19 protein-coding genes are annotated in these 19,007 nt (G+C 54.0%); 11 read left to right on the forward strand and 8 right to left on the reverse strand.

Annotation, left to right across the window (positions count from 1 at the left end):
* Window positions 1-52: 52 nt before the first annotated feature.
* Both galP and metK read right to left on the reverse strand, forming a co-directional pair.
* Entirely contained in the window at window positions 53-1,447 is a 1,395-nt protein-coding gene (gene galP, locus J4685_RS12330) for a galactose/proton symporter (protein WP_001113171.1), read from the reverse strand.
* Between the two features lie 492 nt (window positions 1,448-1,939).
* A complete protein-coding gene (gene metK / locus J4685_RS12335) occupies window positions 1,940-3,094 on the reverse strand; it encodes a methionine adenosyltransferase (protein WP_001062140.1) in 1,155 nt (384 codons plus the stop codon).
* A 55-nt stretch (window positions 3,095-3,149) separates the two neighbouring features.
* Between metK and J4685_RS12340 the strand changes: the two genes are divergently transcribed.
* The 5 genes from J4685_RS12340 (at window position 3,150) to speB (ending at window position 7,008) form a co-directional block, all read left to right on the forward strand.
* On the forward strand, window positions 3,150-3,449 hold the full coding sequence (locus tag J4685_RS12340; protein ID WP_001543499.1) for a hypothetical protein: 300 nt from the start codon (window positions 3,150-3,152) through the stop codon (window positions 3,447-3,449).
* A 59-nt stretch (window positions 3,450-3,508) separates the two neighbouring features.
* Entirely contained in the window at window positions 3,509-3,658 is a 150-nt protein-coding gene (locus tag J4685_RS22655; protein ID WP_001751809.1) for a hypothetical protein, read from the forward strand.
* A gap of 85 nt (window positions 3,659-3,743) precedes the next feature.
* Window positions 3,744-3,875, forward strand: a complete 132-nt coding sequence (gene yqgB, locus J4685_RS12350) for an acid stress response protein YqgB (protein ID WP_000729109.1) — start codon at window positions 3,744-3,746, stop codon at window positions 3,873-3,875.
* Between the two features lie 8 nt (window positions 3,876-3,883).
* Window positions 3,884-5,860: a biosynthetic arginine decarboxylase gene (gene speA / locus J4685_RS12355; protein ID WP_001278581.1), complete on the forward strand. Its 1,977-nt coding sequence runs from the start codon at window positions 3,884-3,886 to the stop codon at window positions 5,858-5,860.
* Window positions 5,861-6,087: 227 nt separating this feature from the next.
* Complete coding sequence (gene speB, locus J4685_RS12360; protein WP_000105550.1) at window positions 6,088-7,008, forward strand: agmatinase; 921 nt, start codon at window positions 6,088-6,090, stop codon at window positions 7,006-7,008.
* 100 nt (window positions 7,009-7,108) lie between these two features.
* Here the strand turns inward: speB and J4685_RS12365 are convergent, their stop codons facing one another.
* Entirely contained in the window at window positions 7,109-7,867 is a 759-nt protein-coding gene (locus J4685_RS12365; RefSeq protein ID WP_000701826.1) for a M48 family metallopeptidase, read from the reverse strand.
* Between the two features lie 275 nt (window positions 7,868-8,142).
* Here J4685_RS12365 and tkt point away from each other — a divergent pair, with 275 nt between their 5' ends.
* Window positions 8,143-10,134 (forward strand): transketolase, encoded by a 1,992-nt coding sequence (gene tkt, locus J4685_RS12370; RefSeq protein ID WP_000098658.1) that lies wholly within the window; start codon window positions 8,143-8,145, stop codon window positions 10,132-10,134.
* A 43-nt stretch (window positions 10,135-10,177) separates the two neighbouring features.
* Here tkt and J4685_RS12375 read toward each other — a convergent pair whose 3' ends face one another.
* The 5 genes from J4685_RS12375 to J4685_RS12395 are packed head-to-tail and all read right to left on the reverse strand — an operon-like array spanning window position 10,178 to window position 13,230.
* A complete protein-coding gene (locus tag J4685_RS12375; protein ID WP_000956912.1) occupies window positions 10,178-10,834 on the reverse strand; it encodes an ABC transporter ATP-binding protein in 657 nt (218 codons plus the stop codon).
* Entirely contained in the window at window positions 10,828-11,505 is a 678-nt protein-coding gene (locus J4685_RS12380; protein WP_016504923.1) for an ABC transporter ATP-binding protein, read from the reverse strand. The genes J4685_RS12375 and J4685_RS12380 overlap by 7 nt, the downstream gene beginning before the upstream one ends.
* Window positions 11,493-12,200: an energy-coupling factor transporter transmembrane component T gene (locus tag J4685_RS12385; RefSeq protein ID WP_000553270.1), complete on the reverse strand. Its 708-nt coding sequence runs from the start codon at window positions 12,198-12,200 to the stop codon at window positions 11,493-11,495. Before J4685_RS12385 ends, J4685_RS12380 begins: the two co-directional genes overlap by 13 nt.
* Window positions 12,201-12,779 (reverse strand): ECF transporter S component, encoded by a 579-nt coding sequence (locus tag J4685_RS12390; RefSeq protein ID WP_000124001.1) that lies wholly within the window; start codon window positions 12,777-12,779, stop codon window positions 12,201-12,203.
* A 25-nt stretch (window positions 12,780-12,804) separates the two neighbouring features.
* Window positions 12,805-13,230, reverse strand: a complete 426-nt coding sequence (locus J4685_RS12395) for a PPC domain-containing DNA-binding protein (RefSeq protein WP_000218564.1) — start codon at window positions 13,228-13,230, stop codon at window positions 12,805-12,807.
* A gap of 373 nt (window positions 13,231-13,603) precedes the next feature.
* Between J4685_RS12395 and epd the strand changes: the two genes are divergently transcribed.
* From epd to argO, 5 genes are all read left to right on the forward strand, one after another.
* Window positions 13,604-14,650, forward strand: a complete 1,047-nt coding sequence (epd, locus tag J4685_RS12400; RefSeq protein WP_000218331.1) for an erythrose-4-phosphate dehydrogenase — start codon at window positions 13,604-13,606, stop codon at window positions 14,648-14,650.
* Between the two features lie 21 nt (window positions 14,651-14,671).
* Window positions 14,672-15,835: a phosphoglycerate kinase gene (gene pgk / locus J4685_RS12405; protein ID WP_000111274.1), complete on the forward strand. Its 1,164-nt coding sequence runs from the start codon at window positions 14,672-14,674 to the stop codon at window positions 15,833-15,835.
* 101 nt (window positions 15,836-15,936) lie between these two features.
* Window positions 15,937-17,016, forward strand: coding sequence for a class II fructose-bisphosphate aldolase (gene fbaA, locus J4685_RS12410; RefSeq protein ID WP_000034386.1), 1,080 nt, complete (start codon window positions 15,937-15,939; stop codon window positions 17,014-17,016).
* A gap of 222 nt (window positions 17,017-17,238) precedes the next feature.
* The gene (locus J4685_RS12415) at window positions 17,239-18,099 is read left to right on the forward strand and encodes a small-conductance mechanosensitive channel MscS (protein WP_000389833.1); all 861 of its coding nucleotides are present in this window, start codon (window positions 17,239-17,241) and stop codon (window positions 18,097-18,099) included.
* 200 nt (window positions 18,100-18,299) lie between these two features.
* Window positions 18,300-18,935, forward strand: coding sequence for an arginine exporter ArgO (gene argO, locus J4685_RS12420; protein WP_000626872.1), 636 nt, complete (start codon window positions 18,300-18,302; stop codon window positions 18,933-18,935).
* Window positions 18,936-19,007 lie beyond the last annotated feature (72 nt).

Genomic DNA, 19,007 nt, shown 5'->3' on the forward strand with positions numbered 1-19,007 from the left:
AGGGACTGCAAGAAAAACGCTTCCTCCTGTGGCAGGAGGAAGCGTGGAGGGATTAGTCGTGGGCGCCGATTTCGCGCAGTTTACGACCTTTCATCAGGTTACGTTCAATGTGTTCCAGCGAAACGTGTTTGGTTTCCGGCACCAGCCACAGGGTCAGCAGGATAAACAGCACGTTCAGGCCAGCGTAGACCCAGAAGGTGTTGGCGTTACCCAGATTGTTCAGCATGGTCAGGAACGTTGCGCCGACGATCATATTGGCGATCCAGTTGGTCGCGGTGGAGCAGGTGATGCCGAAATCGCGGCCTTTAAGCGGCTGGATTTCGGAGCACAGTACCCAAATCAGCGGACCTGCGCTCATCGCAAATCCAATGATGAACATCAGCAGCATAGCGATAGCGAAGTATTGCGCAGACGGCGAATGGATGCCGATGTGCATCATCGTACCCAGAATCCCCATACCAATCGCCATGACCAGGAAGCCCAGTGTCAGGGTCGGCTTGCGGCCCCAGCGGTCAACCAGGCCGATAGCGATGAAGGTTGCCAGCACGTTAGTCAGACCAACAATAACGGTGCCCCACATCTGCTCCGTGGTATTCGTGTACCCCGCCAGTTCGAAGATTTTCGGCGCGTAATACATGATGACGTTCATCCCGGTAAATTGCTGCATGACCTGCAACAAAATGCCAAGAAACACGGCGCGGCGGAAGTTGCTGTTCTCTTTGAACAGCGCCCAACCGCTCTGTTTAACCTGCAAACTTTCGCGAATTTCATCGAGCTCACGTTTTGCTTCCGCACTGGTGTCACGCAGGCGCAACAGGACGCGTTCAGCATCATGGAAACGGCGTTTCGCCGCAAACCAGCGCGGGCTGTCCGGCAGGAAGAAGACGCCGATCAGCAGCAGAATGGCCGGGATGATGATCACGCCGAGCATCCAGCGCCATGCGCCGCTGTAGCTGAACGCGGTATCGGACAGATAAGCGCCCAGAATCCCGATGGTGATCATGAGTTGGTACATTGAGATCATACTGCCGCGAATTTTTTCCGGCGCGATCTCGGACAGGTACAACGGTGCAGTGTAGGAAGCGACGCCGACGGCCAGACCCAGCAGCACGCGAGAAATAATCAGGACTTCAACGTTAGGCGCCGCAGCGGAGAACAGCGAACCGGCGACGAACAGGATAGCGCCGATCATCAGGCTTTTTTTACGACCCAGCTTAAAGGAGAGCCAGCCGCTGCCGACAGCGCCGACGGCCGCGCCAAACATCATGGAGCTGACCACCCATTCCTGAGTGTGTGCGGTAATCTGAAACTCGTCGGTAATGAAGGGTAAAGCACCGGCGATAACGCCGATATCCAGGCCAAAAAGTAATCCTGCCAGGGCTGCAAGAAAGCAGACAAAAAATGTCATGGCCTTGTTGGAACGCCCTTGTTTTTTATTGTCAGGCATTATGCCCTCCGGTTGGGTTAGCAATTTTATCGATGTTAAGAGTAGGTGAGTACGCCGTAAAAAGATGTGAGGCTAATCACAATGGTGTAATCGTTTACACTACTATTTATCTCGGTGATTATTTAATTATCTGAAAAATAATAGTTTTAATAATCTTATAACCCTATCAATCGCCTGGTATTCAGACAAAACTGAAAAACTATGTAACATTTTCATCGCAGAGTTAGCATACCGACAGTGATGCGGTCAGTTCTCAATGAAAATGAATGTAACCGCTTTCATGATGGCTGAAACTGAATGATAAAAAGTGTAGTCGAAGAAACGAAAGGGGAGAGCGGATTGTGCTGCGCATCACAAAAAGGTCAGTATAAATACACGCTGGAACATCTGATAACGTTGCGTGTATCAGCAATGATAAAGGCCAGCAGGGCGCTGGCCTTTATAAGTACGGTATGGTTTACCTGACTGAAAAACAGCGTCAGGCGCGGGCGATTATTTCAGACCGGCAGCATCGCGCAGCAGTTGCGCTTTGTCGGTTTTTTCCCATGGGAAGTTTTCGCGACCGAAGTGGCCGTAAGCCGCAGTTTCTTTGTAGATCGGGTGCAGCAGATCCAGCATCTGAATCAAGCCGTACGGGCGCAGGTCGAAGAATTCGCGCACCAGCAGAATCAACTGTTCAGCAGGCACTTTTTCAGTACCGAACGTTTCCACCATGATGGACGTCGGCTCCGCTACGCCGATAGCGTAGGAGACCTGGATTTCACAGCGATCCGCCAGACCTGCCGCCACGATGTTTTTCGCGACATAACGCGCAGCGTAAGCTGCAGAACGGTCAACTTTAGACGGATCTTTACCGGAGAAGGCGCCGCCGCCGTGACGCGCCATACCGCCGTAGGTATCAACGATGATCTTACGACCGGTCAGACCACAATCGCCCATCGGACCGCCGATAACAAAACGCCCGGTTGGGTTGATAAAAAACTTAGTGGACGTATTTAACCATTCAGACGGCAGAATGGGTTTGATGATCTCTTCCATCACCGCTTCTTGCAGCGATTTTTGGTCGATATCTTCTGCGTGCTGCGTAGAGAGAACCACGGCGTCGATACCGACGATTTTGCCGTCGTCATACTGGAAAGTGACCTGGCTTTTTGCATCTGGACGCAACCATGGCAGGGTGCCATTTTTACGCACTTCAGCCTGACGCTGTACCAGACGGTGCGCGTAGGTGATTGGCGCAGGCATCAGTACGTCGGTTTCATTTGTCGCGTAGCCAAACATCAGGCCCTGGTCGCCCGCGCCTTGTTCCAGCGGGTCTGCGCGGTCAACGCCCTGGTTGATATCCGGAGACTGTTTGCCAATTGCGCTCAGTACCGCGCAAGAGTTGGCGTCAAAGCCCATGTCGGAATGCACATAGCCAATTTCGCGCACCGTATTACGGGTAATCTCTTCGATATCGACCCAGGCGCTGGTGGTGATCTCACCGCCAACTAAAACCATGCCGGTTTTAACGTAGGTTTCACAGGCGACGCGTGCTTTCGGATCCTGTTGCAGGATAGCGTCCAACACGGCATCAGAGATTTGGTCTGCGATTTTGTCAGGATGCCCTTCTGATACGGACTCAGACGTAAAAAGGTGTTTTGCCATATTTAATTTCACCTAAGGAGAATTTAGTTAGCTCAAACTGTTGTGCGGAATAGTCATGACAGAAGATTCTACCATGAGTCTGAAGGTCACTGACACTGGCAGTCTGAGTGTTAATCAGTATGGATGGATTAACATCTGGACGGCTATTTTAGGTCACTTCTTCGCCCAATTTCCAGCTTTTTTTGAAGGCCGTCGCAATGTCGGTCAAAATCAGGCGGTAAACGTTTCTGATAATGCTGACATTATGCGCATTTATGCTTTGCTTTTTTTCTGCGTTCTGGGTATAAAACGCGACGCGCGGCTCATACAAAAGCACACGACGTTTTCTTCGTGTCGCCACTTCCAGCCGGGTTAAAACGTTGCTTTGGCTTGTGGGTTCGTCTTACGGGGCGGCCGTGGAGGTGATACGAGATAATGAACCGTTGTATTCTGCTGAATCTGTCGCATCGTTCTGGTGCGCGCATGTCCCCCGCAATCTGCATCTCTGCTTTGCATACCTGCCGATGTTATACCCATCTCGGCGCTTCTCAGGATTCCAGAGCCGGCAATGGCGCTGAAGACTGAACAAGGGCGCTCTTGTTAACGCAAGAGTTTTCTCGTGGTTTCGCCGAACCGTTATCTGTGAGTTCGGTTACGTGTTTACAATGATATGAAAAAGAAACCGGTCGCGCAGGCGGAGCATCAGCGCTATCTGCTGGAAAATCCGCTTGTCTATGGGTTGTTATCGCGTCTTCGGATTGCGATAGTAGTCAACTGTTTTACACTTGCTAATAAAAATTGAGGTTCGCTATGTCTGACGACATGTCTATGGGTTCGCCTTCGTCAGCAGGCGAACAGGGTGTACTACGCTCCATGCAGGAGGTTGCAATGAGCTCCCAGGAAGCCAGCAAGATGCTGCGCACTTACAATATTGCCTGGTGGGGCAATAACTACTACGACGTCAACGAGCTGGGCCATATTAGCGTATGCCCCGATCCCGACGTACCGGAAGCGCGTGTCGATCTTGCCAAACTGGTGAAAGCGCGCGAAGCGCAAGGCCAGCGTCTGCCGGCGCTGTTCTGCTTCCCGCAGATCCTGCAACACCGTTTGCGTTCAATTAACGCGGCGTTTAAGCGTGCGCGTGAATCTTACGGTTATAACGGCGACTACTTCCTCGTTTATCCGATTAAGGTCAATCAGCATCGCCGCGTGATTGAGTCCCTTATCCATTCCGGTGAACCGTTGGGGCTGGAAGCGGGGTCAAAAGCGGAATTGATGGCGGTGCTGGCGCATGCCGGCATGACCCGTAGCGTGATCGTCTGTAATGGTTATAAAGACCGTGAATACATTCGGCTGGCGTTGATTGGCGAGAAGATGGGCCATAAGGTTTATCTGGTCATCGAAAAGATGTCTGAAATCGCGATTGTGCTGGAAGAAGCTGAGCGCCTGAACGTGGTTCCTCGCCTGGGCGTGCGTGCGCGTCTGGCCTCTCAGGGATCCGGTAAGTGGCAATCCTCCGGCGGCGAAAAATCAAAATTCGGCCTGGCGGCGACGCAGGTGCTGCAACTGGTGGAGACCCTGCGTGACGCCGGGCGTCTGGACAGTCTGCAATTGTTGCACTTCCACCTGGGATCGCAGATGGCGAACATTCGCGATATCGCGACCGGCGTGCGCGAGTCCGCGCGTTTCTATGTTGAGCTGCATAAGCTGGGCGTTAATATCCAGTGCTTCGACGTGGGCGGCGGTCTGGGCGTGGATTATGAAGGTACCCGCTCGCAGTCCGACTGTTCGGTGAACTATGGCCTGAACGAATATGCCAATAACATCATCTGGGCGATTGGCGATGCCTGCGAAGAGCATGGTTTACCGCATCCGACGGTGATTACCGAGTCTGGCCGCGCCGTCACTGCGCACCATACGGTACTGGTCTCTAACATTATCGGCGTGGAGCGTAACGAATACACGGATCCGACTGCTCCTGCTGAAGATGCGCCGCGCGCGTTGCAGAATTTGTGGGAAACCTGGCAGGAGATGCATAAGCCTGGCACCCGTCGCTCGCTGCGTGAGTGGCTGCATGATAGCCAAATGGATCTGCACGATATTCATATCGGCTACTCTTCCGGCGTGTTTAGTTTGCAGGAGCGCGCCTGGGCGGAGCAACTTTATCTCAGCATGTGCCATGAAGTGCAGAAGCAACTTGACCCGCAAAACCGTGCGCATCGTCCGATTATCGACGAACTGCAAGAGCGGATGGCGGACAAAATGTACGTCAACTTCTCGCTGTTCCAGTCGATGCCGGACGCGTGGGGAATCGATCAGCTCTTCCCGGTGTTGCCGCTGGAAGGGTTAGATCAGGTACCGGAACGTCGCGCCGTGCTGCTGGATATAACCTGTGATTCCGATGGCGCTATCGACCACTATATCGATGGCGATGGTATCGCCACGACGATGCCGATGCCGGAATACGATCCAGAGAATCCGCCGATGCTCGGCTTCTTTATGGTCGGCGCCTATCAGGAGATCCTCGGTAACATGCACAACCTGTTTGGCGATACTGAAGCGGTTGACGTGTTTGTCTTCCCGGATGGTAGCGTTGAGGTTGAGCTGTCGGACGAAGGCGACACCGTTGCGGATATGCTGCAATATGTGCAACTGGATCCGAAAACGCTGTTAACGCATTTCCGCGACCAGGTAAAACAGACGGATCTGGACGATGCGTTGCAGCAGCAGTTCCTTGAGGAATTTGAAGCGGGACTGTACGGTTATACTTATCTTGAAGATGAGTAGCCGTTGATGCCCGGTGGCGCTGCGCTTACCGGGCCTACGAATGCAGGCTGGATAAGGTAAAGCCGCCACCCGGCAGAATGCTATACTCACTTGAACCCGTATGAATTAACGGCGATAATTCGCCGCAATAGCGATTTACAAATCAATCCCTTCCTCGTCGGGTTTAACGACGCGGAGGGGATTTTTTTCATCTGTTTTAATGCAACGACTCTAAAAGAGGTCAGGACATGAGCACCTTAGGTCATCAGTACGATAACTCACTGGTTTCTAATGCGTTTGGTTTTTTACGTCTGCCAATGAACTTCCAGCCGTATGACAGCGATGCCGACTGGGTGATCACTGGCGTACCGTTTGATATGGCAACGTCCGGTCGCGCTGGCGGTCGTCATGGCCCGGCGGCGATCCGTCAGGTGTCGACCAACCTCGCCTGGGAACATCACCGTTTCCCGTGGAATTTTGACATGCGCGAGCGCCTGAACGTCGTGGACTGCGGCGATTTGGTGTATGCGTTTGGCGATGCCCGTGAAATGAGCGAAAAATTACAGGCGCACGCTGAAAAACTGCTGTCTGCAGGCAAGCGTATGCTCTCTTTCGGCGGCGACCACTTCGTCACGCTGCCGCTGCTGCGCGCCCACGCGAAACATTTTGGCAAAATGGCGCTGGTACATTTTGACGCGCATACCGATACCTACGCTAACGGCTGCGAATTCGATCACGGCACGATGTTCTACACCGCGCCGAAAGAAGGCCTGATCGATCCGCATCATTCGGTACAGATCGGTATTCGCACTGAGTTTGACAAAGACAATGGCTTTACCGTGCTGGATGCCTGCCAGGTCAACGATCGCGGCGTGGATGATATTCTCGCTCAGGTGAAACAGATCGTCGGCGATATGCCGGTCTATCTGACCTTTGATATCGACTGTCTGGACCCGGCGTTTGCGCCTGGCACCGGTACGCCGGTGATCGGTGGTTTGACCTCCGATCGCGCCATTAAGCTGGTACGTGGTCTGAAAGATCTGAACATTGTCGGTATGGATGTAGTGGAAGTCGCGCCGGCTTACGATCAGTCGGAGATCACCGCTCTGGCGGCCGCGACGCTGGCATTAGAAATGCTCTATATCCAGGCGGCGAAGAAGGGCGAGTAAGTTGTTTTGCCGGATGGCACTGCGCTTATCCGGCCTACGCTTACCGGGCCTGTGTAGGCCGGATAAGGCGTTCACGCCGCCATCCGGCACTGTTCGGGGATTATTTGATCCCGTCCGCGCTCATACGATCGCGCACATGCTGTGCGCGTGCGGCGGACGCCGGGTGATCGTCGAACATTGAGCTTTGACGACCCGCTTCCAGTTTTGCCAGTTTCTCAAAGCTGGTGGCGAGTCCTGCCGGACTGATACCGCGTTTGCGCAACAGATCGTAAGAATAATCATCCGCTTCGGACTCCTGACGCTGGGAGAACTGCGAGTTCACCAGTTTTTCGCCAAGATCGCCAAGCTGTGATTGCGACAGGCTGCCGACAACGCCTCCTGCCGATGCCGCCGCGACGCGAACGGCGTTAGTGCCCAGCGCGACCTGCATCCCTTTCTTTACATGACCCAGCGCGACATGGCCCATTTCATGGCCGATCAAGGCTTCAACTTCGTTGTCGGTCATCATATCCATCAGTCCGCTGTAGACGCGGATACAACCGTTCGCCATGGCAAACGCGTTGACGTCTTTCGTCTCGTAAACCTTATAGTTCACCGGCTGGCCGTTAATGTTATCCCCCAGCGCGGCGGCAATTTTTGCCAGTCGTTTAGTGTATTCGCTGCTCGCCGGCGCGATTTTCGCTTTGCTGTCGAGCTCTTGACAGGATTGATCGCTCAGCGCTTTTACCTGCGCATCGCTTAACGTATAGGCCTGAAAAGCTTCAGCACCCGAAGAAAGCAGTCCATTAGAGTCCATATTCTGGCAACCGGTCAGCACCGTCGCCATGCCCAAAGCAAGCAGTAAAGCGCGAATTTTCATTTTTCTCTTCCATACGAATTAATATTATTTTGAAATGCGCCCGTTGCAGATGAATTAGCGCCTGGGTTAAGTATAAAGAAAAGCGTGGCAGGCAAGTTAGCTAATTGCGCAACATGCGAGCACGATCCGGAGATTTCTGAAGCGGTAAAAGGATGTTCCATGTACATGACGCGCGGCTTGGGGTAAATTGTTGGCAAATTTTCCGGCGTAGCCCAAAACGCGCTGTCGTCAAGTCGTTACGGGCATGGCCTTTCAACATCCGATCTGGAGTCAAAATGTCCTCACGTAAAGAGCTTGCCAATGCTATTCGTGCGCTGAGCATGGACGCAGTACAGAAAGCCAAATCCGGTCACCCGGGTGCCCCGATGGGTATGGCTGACATTGCCGAAGTCCTGTGGCGTGATTTCCTGAACCACAACCCGACCAACCCGTCCTGGGCCGACCGCGACCGCTTCGTGCTGTCCAATGGCCACGGCTCAATGCTGATTTACAGCCTGCTGCACCTCACCGGTTATGACCTGCCGATGTCCGAACTGCAGAATTTCCGTCAGCTACATTCAAAAACCCCTGGTCACCCGGAAGTGGGCTACACCGCTGGCGTTGAAACCACTACCGGCCCGCTGGGGCAGGGTATTGCCAACGCCGTCGGGATGGCGATTGCCGAGAAAACTCTGGCGGCGCAGTTTAACCGTCCTGGCCACGACATCGTTGACCACTTCACCTACGTCTTTATGGGCGACGGCTGCATGATGGAAGGCATTTCTCACGAAGTGTGCTCTCTGGCTGGTACTCTGAAACTGGGCAAACTGATCGCGTTCTATGATGACAACGGTATCTCTATCGATGGTCATGTTGAAGGCTGGTTCACCGATGACACCGCGAAACGTTTTGAAGCCTACGGCTGGCACGTTATCCGTGGCATTGACGGTCACGATGCCGACGCCATTAAACGTGCCACGGAAGAAGCTCGCGCCGTGACTGACAAACCGTCCCTGCTGATGTGCAAAACCATCATCGGCTTCGGTTCGCCGAACAAACAGGGTACCCACGATTCCCACGGCGCGCCGCTGGGCGACGCGGAAATCGCGCTGACCCGCGAACAGTTGGGCTGGAAATACGCGCCGTTCGAAATCCCGTCTGAAATCTACGCCCAGTGGGATGCGAAAGAAGCCGGCCAGGCGAAAGAGTCTGCATGGAATGAGAAATTCGCGGCTTATGAGAAAGCCTTCCCGCAGGAAGCTGCTGAATTCACTCGTCGTATGAAAGGCGACATGCCGGCTGACTTCAATGCGAAAGCGAATGAGTTCATCGCTAAACTGCAGGCGAATCCATCCAAAATCGCCAGCCGTAAAGCGTCCCAGAATGCCATCGAAGCCTTCGGTCCGCTGTTGCCGGAATTCCTCGGCGGCTCCGCTGACCTGGCACCGTCTAACCTGACCCTGTGGTCCGGTTCGAAAGCGATTAACGAAGATGCCGCAGGTAACTACATTCATTACGGTGTGCGCGAATTCGGTATGACCGCTATCGCCAACGGTATCGCCCTGCACGGCGGTTTCCTGCCGTACACCTCCACCTTCCTGATGTTCGTCGAATATGCCCGTAACGCAGTGCGTATGGCAGCGTTGATGAAACAGCGTCAGGTGATGGTCTATACCCACGACTCCATCGGTCTGGGCGAAGATGGCCCGACGCACCAGCCGGTCGAGCAGGTGGCAAGCCTGCGCGTAACGCCGAACATGTCCACATGGCGTCCGTGCGACCAGGTGGAATCCGCGGTGGCGTGGAAATATGGCGTAGAGCGTCAGGATGGCCCAACCGCGCTGATTCTGTCCCGTCAGAACCTGGCGCAGCAGGAGCGTACTGAAGAGCAACTGGCGAATATCGCCCGCGGTGGTTACGTACTGAAAGATTGTGCGGGCCAGCCGCAGATTATCTTCATTGCGACCGGTTCTGAGGTTGAGCTGGCGGTTGCCGCCTACGAAAAACTGACTGCCGAAGGCGTGAAGGCGCGCGTGGTTTCCATGCCGTCCACCGACGCGTTCGACAAGCAGGATGCGGCCTACCGTGAATCCGTGCTGCCGAAAGCGGTCTCTGCGCGTGTGGCGATTGAAGCGGGTATCGCTGACTACTGGTTCAAATACGTCGGCCTGAACGGCGCTATTGTCGGGATGACCACCTTCGGTGAATCCGCCCCGGCAGAGCTGCTGTTTGAAGAGTTTGGCTTCACGGTGGACAACGTGATCGCCAAAGCGAAAGCGCTGCTGTAATCCTTAATACGGCATAAAACGGGTCGCTTCGGCGACCCGTTTTTTATTCCCCCTTTGACAACCTGCCGTTTTCCAGCCGTACCACCCGTGAAAAATGACGCCGGGTAAACGCAGCGTCATGGCTAATCGCCACGACGCTGGTTCCCCGTGCCCGGCATGTCGCCAGCCAGTGTTCAAATACGGTTAGCCAGTGGGCGTCAAAATCCCGGCTGGGTTCATCCAGCAATAACACCGGCGGCGCCATCGCCTCCAGACTGTCGACCGCCACCATCCGGCGCTGCGCGGCGTGCAGATCAAGCGGGTGCGCCTCGGCGACGTCCGTTAGCTGGCATAACCGCAGCGCGGCCTGCGTGCGCCGTGAAATATCCTCCGCCGATAAGCGCTGTAGTTTCAGCCCAAAAGCGACCTCTTGTGCGACATTGCTGTGGAAAATCTGGTTTTCCGCTTCCTGAAAGAGTACGCCGATAGCGGCGGCGCGTTGACGATTTTTAAGCTGCGCAATCGGCTCTCCATTAAGCGTTACCGAGCCGGAAGTGGGGGAAAGCAGGCCGGCCATAATCCGTAACAGCGTTGATTTTCCCGCGCCGTTATCGCCGGTCAACGCCAGCCATTCGCCGTCACGAAGTTCAAGCGAGATGGCGTGCAGACAGTCGGCTGCGGCATCTGGCCAGCGATAAGCGACCTGATTTAACGTCAACATAATGGGGTTAGCGCTCCGTTGCGCAATTGCCATACCCGCTGGCATCGCGTCAGAAAGGGGAAATGATTACGCTCAAAAAGCACAATGAGAGAATGACGTTCCAGCGCCCACTGTTGTAACCGTTCCAGCAGTGTCCCGGTGGCCGCTGACGTCAGCCGACTGAAGGCTTCATCAAGAACTAATAATCTGAGCTGCATGGCAAGCGCGCTGGCAATCACTACCCGCTGCGTTTCGCCGCCGGAGAGCGTGCCGGGATGGCGATGGCGTAACGACTGGCAGTTTGTCAGAGTCAGCGCCTCGTCAATGCGCCGTAGAATTTCCGCTTCATGGAGGCCGAGATTCTCCGGGCCAAACGCCACCTCTTCCTCTACGCTAAAGGTACAGCCGGAAAGCTGTAAATAAGGCGATTGCTGCACCAGCTGGATGGTGGGCGACTGTTCTACCAGCGGGAGCCGCCCGATAGGTACGCCAAGCAGTAGGCCTGTGCCGTCAATATCGCCGGGGAGATAATCCGGATACCAGCCAGCCATCAGTTGCGCCAGCGTACTTTTTCCGCTGCCGTTATCGCCGACTATCGCCACTATTCCGGGTGTTGAATAGTGGAAATCAAAACATGCCGGCGGGCGTGTCGCATCGGACGGAAGATAACGAAACTGCTCTAACGTAACCATATCCATACTCCCGCTTCCGCCAGTATTAGCAGTACCATGCCATACCGCGCAACCCGTTGTAACATGCTATCTTTCGGCGCCCACAGCGTGGTTCGGGCTCGATGCAGCCGAAACCCCCGCATATCCAACGCCGCGCCGCGTATTGTCAGATCGTTAAGCGCATTTTGCGTAAGCGGCACGATCAGCGCAGGCATTGCCCGTAGCCGCTGATACCAGCCTTCATCCAGCGGTACGCCGCGCGCGCGCTGGGCTTCATGAACGATCGTCAGTTGTCGTTTGAGCTGTTCGACGACCAGCAGCGGGCCAGCGAACAGGTAAGCGATGCCGGGTGGCAGACGTGAAGCGAACAGGGCGCGAATAAACCGCTGAACCGGCACATACTGCATCCATAGCTGCGACGTCGACACGATCGCCAGCAGACGTAGCCATAGCGTAACGGCATATACCCAGCGCTGCGGATCGCGAGGCTGCCCGCTTATCCATTCCGTTAGCCAACCGCCATGTACCAGCCATAGCCCAAACCCTAAAGACAGCATCAGCCAGGCGACATACTTCGCCCGCCGCCGCGTTGATTTCAGCGCCAGCAGACAGAGGAAGGCCGCCGCGCTATAAACCGGGAGCACGGTCTGCGCAGGGAGTAGCAGCGTGGTGCAGGCCGCCAACGCCCATAAGGTTAACGAGGTAAACGGATGCATTTAGCGTACGGCTGACATCGCAGGAAAATGCCGTGTCGTACGTAACGGTAGCTGACGCAGCAGCACCCAAACGATGATCGCCGTCAGAATTTTATCGACCAGATTAGCGCCTATGACGGTAATCGCGACTGACTCCACCAGGTTTTGGCCCATTGAATGCATCCAGGCGACGAACAAATCAGCGCCGCTACCGGTAACGCCGCCAAAAAGCGCGGTACGAAGCGGTACGGCGACCAGCGTCACCGCCAACGTAATGACGACGCCGCTGACGATCACTTTGGGCAGGGTACGAAACCAGCCTGCGCGCGCCAGCCACCCGGCGACCAGACCGATAACCATCGCTACCGGGGCAAACGCGGCAGCGATAGGGTCGGTAAGCAGCCCCCACAGCAAGTTGGTCAGAAGCCCAGTCAACATGCCGATGAACGGCCCTAACAGTACCGCGCTAATTAAGGTGCCGATCGAGTCGAGAAAAATAGGCAGCTTCAACATGCTAATAAGCTGTCCGCCAATCATATTGATGGCAATAGCGATGACAATCAGCACCAGAGACTGGCTGGAAAACGGGCGACGCGCCATAAAGTACCTCTTAAAGAGTCGTCAATTAACGGGAAGAAATATGCAGTTCGTCATAACCGGAAATGGCGCACGGTTGACGGCTGAACGTCAGCGCTGGCAGCTCGCCGATAACCAGCTCCAGCGTGGTACGCACGGTACACCCTGGCATCATATGGCCGCCGAGCATGGCCCCGTAGGGATCCGATACCGCGAGATGCAGATGCTCGCCGGTCAATTCAAGCGTGCCGTTTAGCGAGATAACTTCAAACGTGCCGGTGAGCGATGTGGTCGCCTCTTGCCCGGCATAACGCAGCGCAACGTCGGTCAGACTGCCAGTACACCCTGCAATCCAGGCGGCATGTAATTGGTTCTGTTGCACAAAGGCGTGTAATTGGGAAAACACTTCCTGGCCGGGAAGCAGACGAAGCGCGTAAAAGCGCGCTGTAGAGGCGTTGTGGTGAGATACAGTCATCGTTACAGGACTCCGAGACTCGGACGTGGCGCTGATAATATAGACGCTGGCGGCAGCGCTTTCTGATATAAATCAGTATTTGTGACGCGACGATGAAAAGATCTGACGGATGTACTGGTGATTCTTAAATATGGAATAAATTGCAGCGTAAGCGGCCATGAAATGTGATGCAGGTCAGATAACTGTCTTCTTCGACTGGACAAACATTCCTTTTATTCCCCGTTTCGCTTATTCTAGCTGAAGCGTTTCAGTTAATTAAATGTTCGACAATTAACCAATCAGTCGCAGTTTGCGACAGGTGAGGTTTTACTCGACGATGAGCTGCATTACTCTGTCAGCCTCATCTGAATCGGGATAGCCTTGCAGGAGACCTATGACCGTACGCATAGCGATTAATGGCTTTGGTCGCATCGGACGTAACGTGGTTCGTGCTTTGTATGAATCCGGACGTCGGGCGGAAATTACCGTGGTGGCCATCAACGAGCTGGCGGATGCCGCAGGCATGGCGCATTTGTTGAAATACGATACCAGCCACGGGCGTTTTGCATGGGAGGTTCGCCACGAGCGCGAGCAGCTTTTTGTCGGCGACGATGTCATTCGTATTCTGCATGAACGAACGCTGGCGGATCTGCCGTGGCGCGAACTGGGCGTGGATGTCGTGTTGGATTGTACGGGCGTATATGGCAACCAGGAGCATGGCGAGGCGCATATTGCCGCTGGCGCGAAGAAAGTGCTCTTTTCTCATCCGGGCAGCAACGATCTTGACGCCACCGTCGTTTTTGGCGTGAACCAGAATCAACTGCGTGCGGAACATCGTATTGTCTCAAACGCATCCTGTACCACGAATTGCATAATTCCCGTCATTAAATTGTTGGATGATGCTTACGGCATCGAGTCTGGTACCGTCACGGCGATCCACTCCGCGATGAACGATCAGCAGGTGATCGACGCGTATCACTCCGATCTGCGGCGCACGCGCGCGGCCAGCCAGTCGATTATCCCGGTAGATACAAAACTGGCGGCAGGCATTACGCGTATATTCCCGCAGTTTAACGACCGTTTTGAGGCGATTGCCGTGCGCGTTCCAACCATTAATGTGACGGCGATCGATTTAAGCGTGACGGTGAAAAAACCAGTAAAAGCCAGTGAAGTCAACCAGTTGCTGCAAAAAGCAGCACAAGGTGCATTTCATGGTATAGTTGACTATACGGAATCACCGTTGGTCTCGATAGATTTTAACCACGACCCGCACAGCGCCATTGTTGATGGCACGCAAACCCGGGTCAGTGGCGCCCACCTGATCAAGACGCTGGTCTGGTGCGATAATGAATGGGGCTTTGCTAACCGGATGCTCGACACCACGTTAGCGATGGCCGCAGTTGATTTCAGGCTCGACGCGTCAGCGTCGACAAAACTTTAAGCATCATTGAGAGGATTCACCATGTCTGTAATTAAGATGACCGATCTGGATCTGGCCGGGAAACGCGTTTTTATCCGTGCGGATCTGAACGTACCTGTTAAAGAAGGGAAAGTGACCAGCGACGCGCGTATCCGCGCCTCTCTGCCGACCATCGAACTGGCTCTGAAACAGGGCGCGAAAGTGATGGTAACTTCCCACCTGGGTCGTCCTACCGAAGGCGAGTACAACGAAGAATTCTCTCTGCTGCCGGTTGTTAACTACCTGAAAGACAAACTGTCTAACCCGGTTCGCCTGGTCAAAGATTACCTGGACGGCGTTGACGTGGCCGAAGGTGAGCTGGTGGTTCTGGAAAACGTTCGCTTTAACAAAGGCGAAAAGAAAGACGACGAAGCGCTGTCTAAAAAATACGCCGCCCTGTGTGACGTATTCGTGATGGACGCCTTTGGTACTGCGCACCGCGCGCAGGCTTCTACCCACGGTATCGGCAAATTTGCTGACGTTGCGTGCGCAGGCCCGCTGCTGGCCGCTGAACTGGATGCGCTGGGTAAAGCGCTGAAAGAACCGGCTCGTCCGATGGTGGCTATCGTTGGTGGTTCTAAAGTATCTACCAAACTGACCGTTCTGGATTCCCTGTCTAAAATCGCTGACCAGCTGATTGTCGGCGGCGGTATCGCCAACACCTTCGTTGCCGCTCAGGGCCACAGTGTCGGTAAATCCCTGTACGAAGCTGACCTGGTTGACGAAGCAAAACGTCTGCTGACCACTTGCGATATCCCGGTTCCGACCGATGTTCGCGTTGCCACCGAGTTCTCCGAAACCGCACCGGCGACTCTGAAATCCGTTAACGACGTGAAAGAAGACGAGCAGATCCTGGATATCGGCGATGCTTCCGCTCAGCAGCTGGCTGAAATCCTCAAGAATGCCAAAACCATTCTGTGGAACGGCCCGGTTGGCGTGTTTGAGTTCCCGAACTTCCGTAAAGGGACTGAAATCGTGGCGAATGCCATCGCTGATAGCGAAGCGTTTTCCATCGCTGGCGGCGGCGACACCCTGGCGGCAATCGACCTGTTCGGCATTGCTGACAAAATCTCCTACATTTCTACTGGCGGCGGCGCATTCCTCGAATTCGTGGAAGGTAAAGTTCTGCCAGCCGTAGCGATGCTCGAAGAGCGCGCTAAGAAGTAATCGTTACGGGCAGGGATTCCTGCCCGTTGATTTATCGCCGATCTGACATTCAGGGCGGCCCGTGTTTTTTCCCAAAGCCCGACGATACAGGACAACGAAACATGTCTAAAATTTTTGATTTCGTAAAACCAGGCGTGATCACTGGTGATGACGTACAGAAAGTGTTCCAGGTAGCAAAAGAAAACAATTTTGCTCTGCCGGCAGTTAACTGCGTGGGCACTGATTCCATCAACGCTGTTCTGGAAACCGCTGCAAAAGTTAAAGCACCGGTCATCGTTCAGTTTTCCAACGGCGGCGCGTCCTTCATCGCGGGTAAAGGCGTGAAAACTGACGTACCTCAGGGCGCGGCAATCCTGGGCGCTATCTCTGGCGCGCATCACGTTCACCAGATGGCTGAACACTACGGCGTGCCGGTTATCCTGCACACTGACCACTGCGCGAAGAAACTGCTGCCGTGGATCGACGGTCTGCTGGACGCGGGTGAAAAACACTTCGCGGCTACCGGTAAACCGCTGTTCTCTTCTCACATGATTGACCTGTCTGAAGAGTCTCTGCACGAAAACATCGAAATCTGCTCCAAATACCTGGCGCGCATGTCCAAAATTGGCATGACTCTGGAAATCGAACTGGGTTGCACCGGTGGCGAAGAAGACGGCGTGGACAACAGCCACATGGACGCTTCTGCCCTGTACACCCAGCCGGAAGACGTTGATTACGCGTACACTGAGCTGAGCAAAATCAGCCCGCGTTTCACCATTGCCGCTTCCTTCGGTAACGTACACGGCGTTTACAAGCCGGGTAACGTGGTTCTGACCCCGACCATTCTGCGTGATTCTCAGGACTATGTTTCTAAGAAACACAACCTGCCGCACAACAGCCTGAACTTCGTTTTCCACGGCGGTTCCGGTTCTACTGCTCAGGAAATCAAAGACTCCGTAAGCTACGGCGTAGTGAAAATGAACATCGATACCGATACCCAATGGGCAACCTGGGAAGGTGTTCTGAACTATTACAAAGAAAACGAAGCGTATCTGCAAGGTCAGCTGGGCAACCCGAAAGGCGAAGATCAGCCGAACAAGAAATACTATGACCCGCGCGTATGGCTGCGTGCTGGCCAGACTTCGATGATCGCTCGTCTGGAAAAAGCATTTAAAGAACTGAACGCGATTGACGTTCTGTAATATAGTCTGCTGATTGAAATGGCTTCCCTCGGGAAGCCATTTTTTTATCGTTATTTCCGGAGAGCGGCGTTAACGCTTTCATCCGGCCAACTCACAGTGTACCTGCCTTTTTTGGGATGATGCCGAAAAATGGCATATTCCTCTGTTTTTGTTTACCTTTAAAAAGTTCTTTTCGTGAGAATGATCTCATTTGCTTGTTTTGCTATGACCAAGGAATATTGAATGGAAGATTTGAATGTTGTCGACAGCATAAATGGTGCGGGCACCTGGCTGGTACGCAACCAGGCGTTATTGCTCAGCTATGCTGTGAATATTGTTGCGGCTATCGCTATTATCATCATCGGCTTGATTGTAGCGCGCGTGATCTCCAATACGGTAAATCGTCTGATGCGTGCGCGTCATATTGATGCGACAGTGGCCGACTTTCTTTCTGCGCTGGTGCGCTATGGGGTTATTGCTTTTACGCTGATTGCGGCTCTGGGTCGCGTGGGGGTTCAAACCGCCTCGGTTATTGCCGTACTGGGCGCCGCTGGTTTAGCCGTTGGCCTGGCATTACAGGGATCGCTCTCTAACCTTGCGGCTGGGGTATTGCTGGTTATGTTCCGTCCGTTCCGCGCCGGTGAGTATGTCGATTTGGGCGGCGTTGCCGGTACGGTACTGAACGTGCAAATCTTTTCCACGACAATGCGCGCGGTAGACGGCAAAATTATTGTGATTCCGAATGGCAAAATTATCGCGGGAAATATCATCAACTATTCTCGTGAGCCGGTTCGCCGTAACGAATTCATTATTGGTGTGGCCTACGATTCGGATATCGATCAGGTGAAACAGCTGCTAACGACGATTATCGAGTCCGACGATCGTATTTTAAAAGATCGCGAAATGACGGTGCGTTTGAATGAGCTGGGCGCCTCATCAATTAATTTTGTGGTGCGTGTCTGGAGTAAAAGCAGCGACCTGCAAAATGTCTACTGGGACGTGCTGGAACGTATTAAACGTGAATTCGACGCCGCTGGTATTAGCTTCCCGTACCCGCAGATGGACGTCAATTTTAAACGCGTGAAAGATAACGCCGCGGAGTAATTTTCCTCCCGTGCTGCCTGCCGGCGCTGCGCTTATCCGCCTCCAGTATTCTCTGGTTATTGAGCGGATAAGCGTAGCCGCCATCCGTTATTCAGTCTCTTTATTAGCTTTTCTTATTAGTGATTAAAATTATCAATTTCCGCTAATAATATTCCCGCGCTATAGTCTGCCTTTAAGAAAAACAGCTCAGGGTAGTTAACGTGATATCTTATTATTTTCAAGGGTTTGCCCTTGGCGTCGCCATGATCCTTCCGCTTGGCCCGCAAAATGCGTTTGTGATGAATCAGGGAATTCGTCGCCAGTACCACCTCATGATAGCGCTGCTTTGCGCGTTAAGTGATTTAGTCCTGATTAGCGCCGGTATTTTTGGCGGTAGCGCATTGCTGATGCAGTCGCCGTGGCTGCTGGCGCTGGTCACATGGGGCGGGGTCGCGTTCTTGTTATGGTACGGTTTTGGCGCGCTGAAAACGGCAATGAGCAGTAATCTGGAGCTGGCCAGCGCCGAGGTTATGAAGCAGGGGCGCTGGAAAATTATTGCTACGATGCTGGCGGTAACGTGGCTGAATCCGCACGTTTATCTGGATACGTTTGTCGTGTTGGGCAGTCTCGGCGGGCAACTGGCTATGGAGCCAAAGCGCTGGTTCGCCCTCGGCACGATTAGCGCGTCGTTCTTGTGGTTTTTTGGGTTAGCGCTACTGGCGGCCTGGCTTGCGCCTCGACTGCGTACGGCGAAAGCTCAACGTATTATCAACATTCTGGTTGGGGTGGTGATGTGGCTTATCGCTTTCCAACTGGCGCGGGAAGGCGTCGCGCATATGCACGCGCTTTTCAACTAAGCGTTGTCTGATGGACAACAGGCCGATATCCGCTAAGCTTGCCTGCATGCGCCCTGTATATCAGGGCAATGA

This window comes from Salmonella sp. 32100201201700099SM, assembly GCF_017572645.1.
GTDB classification, from domain to species: Bacteria; Pseudomonadota; Gammaproteobacteria; order Enterobacterales; family Enterobacteriaceae; genus Salmonella; species Salmonella enterica.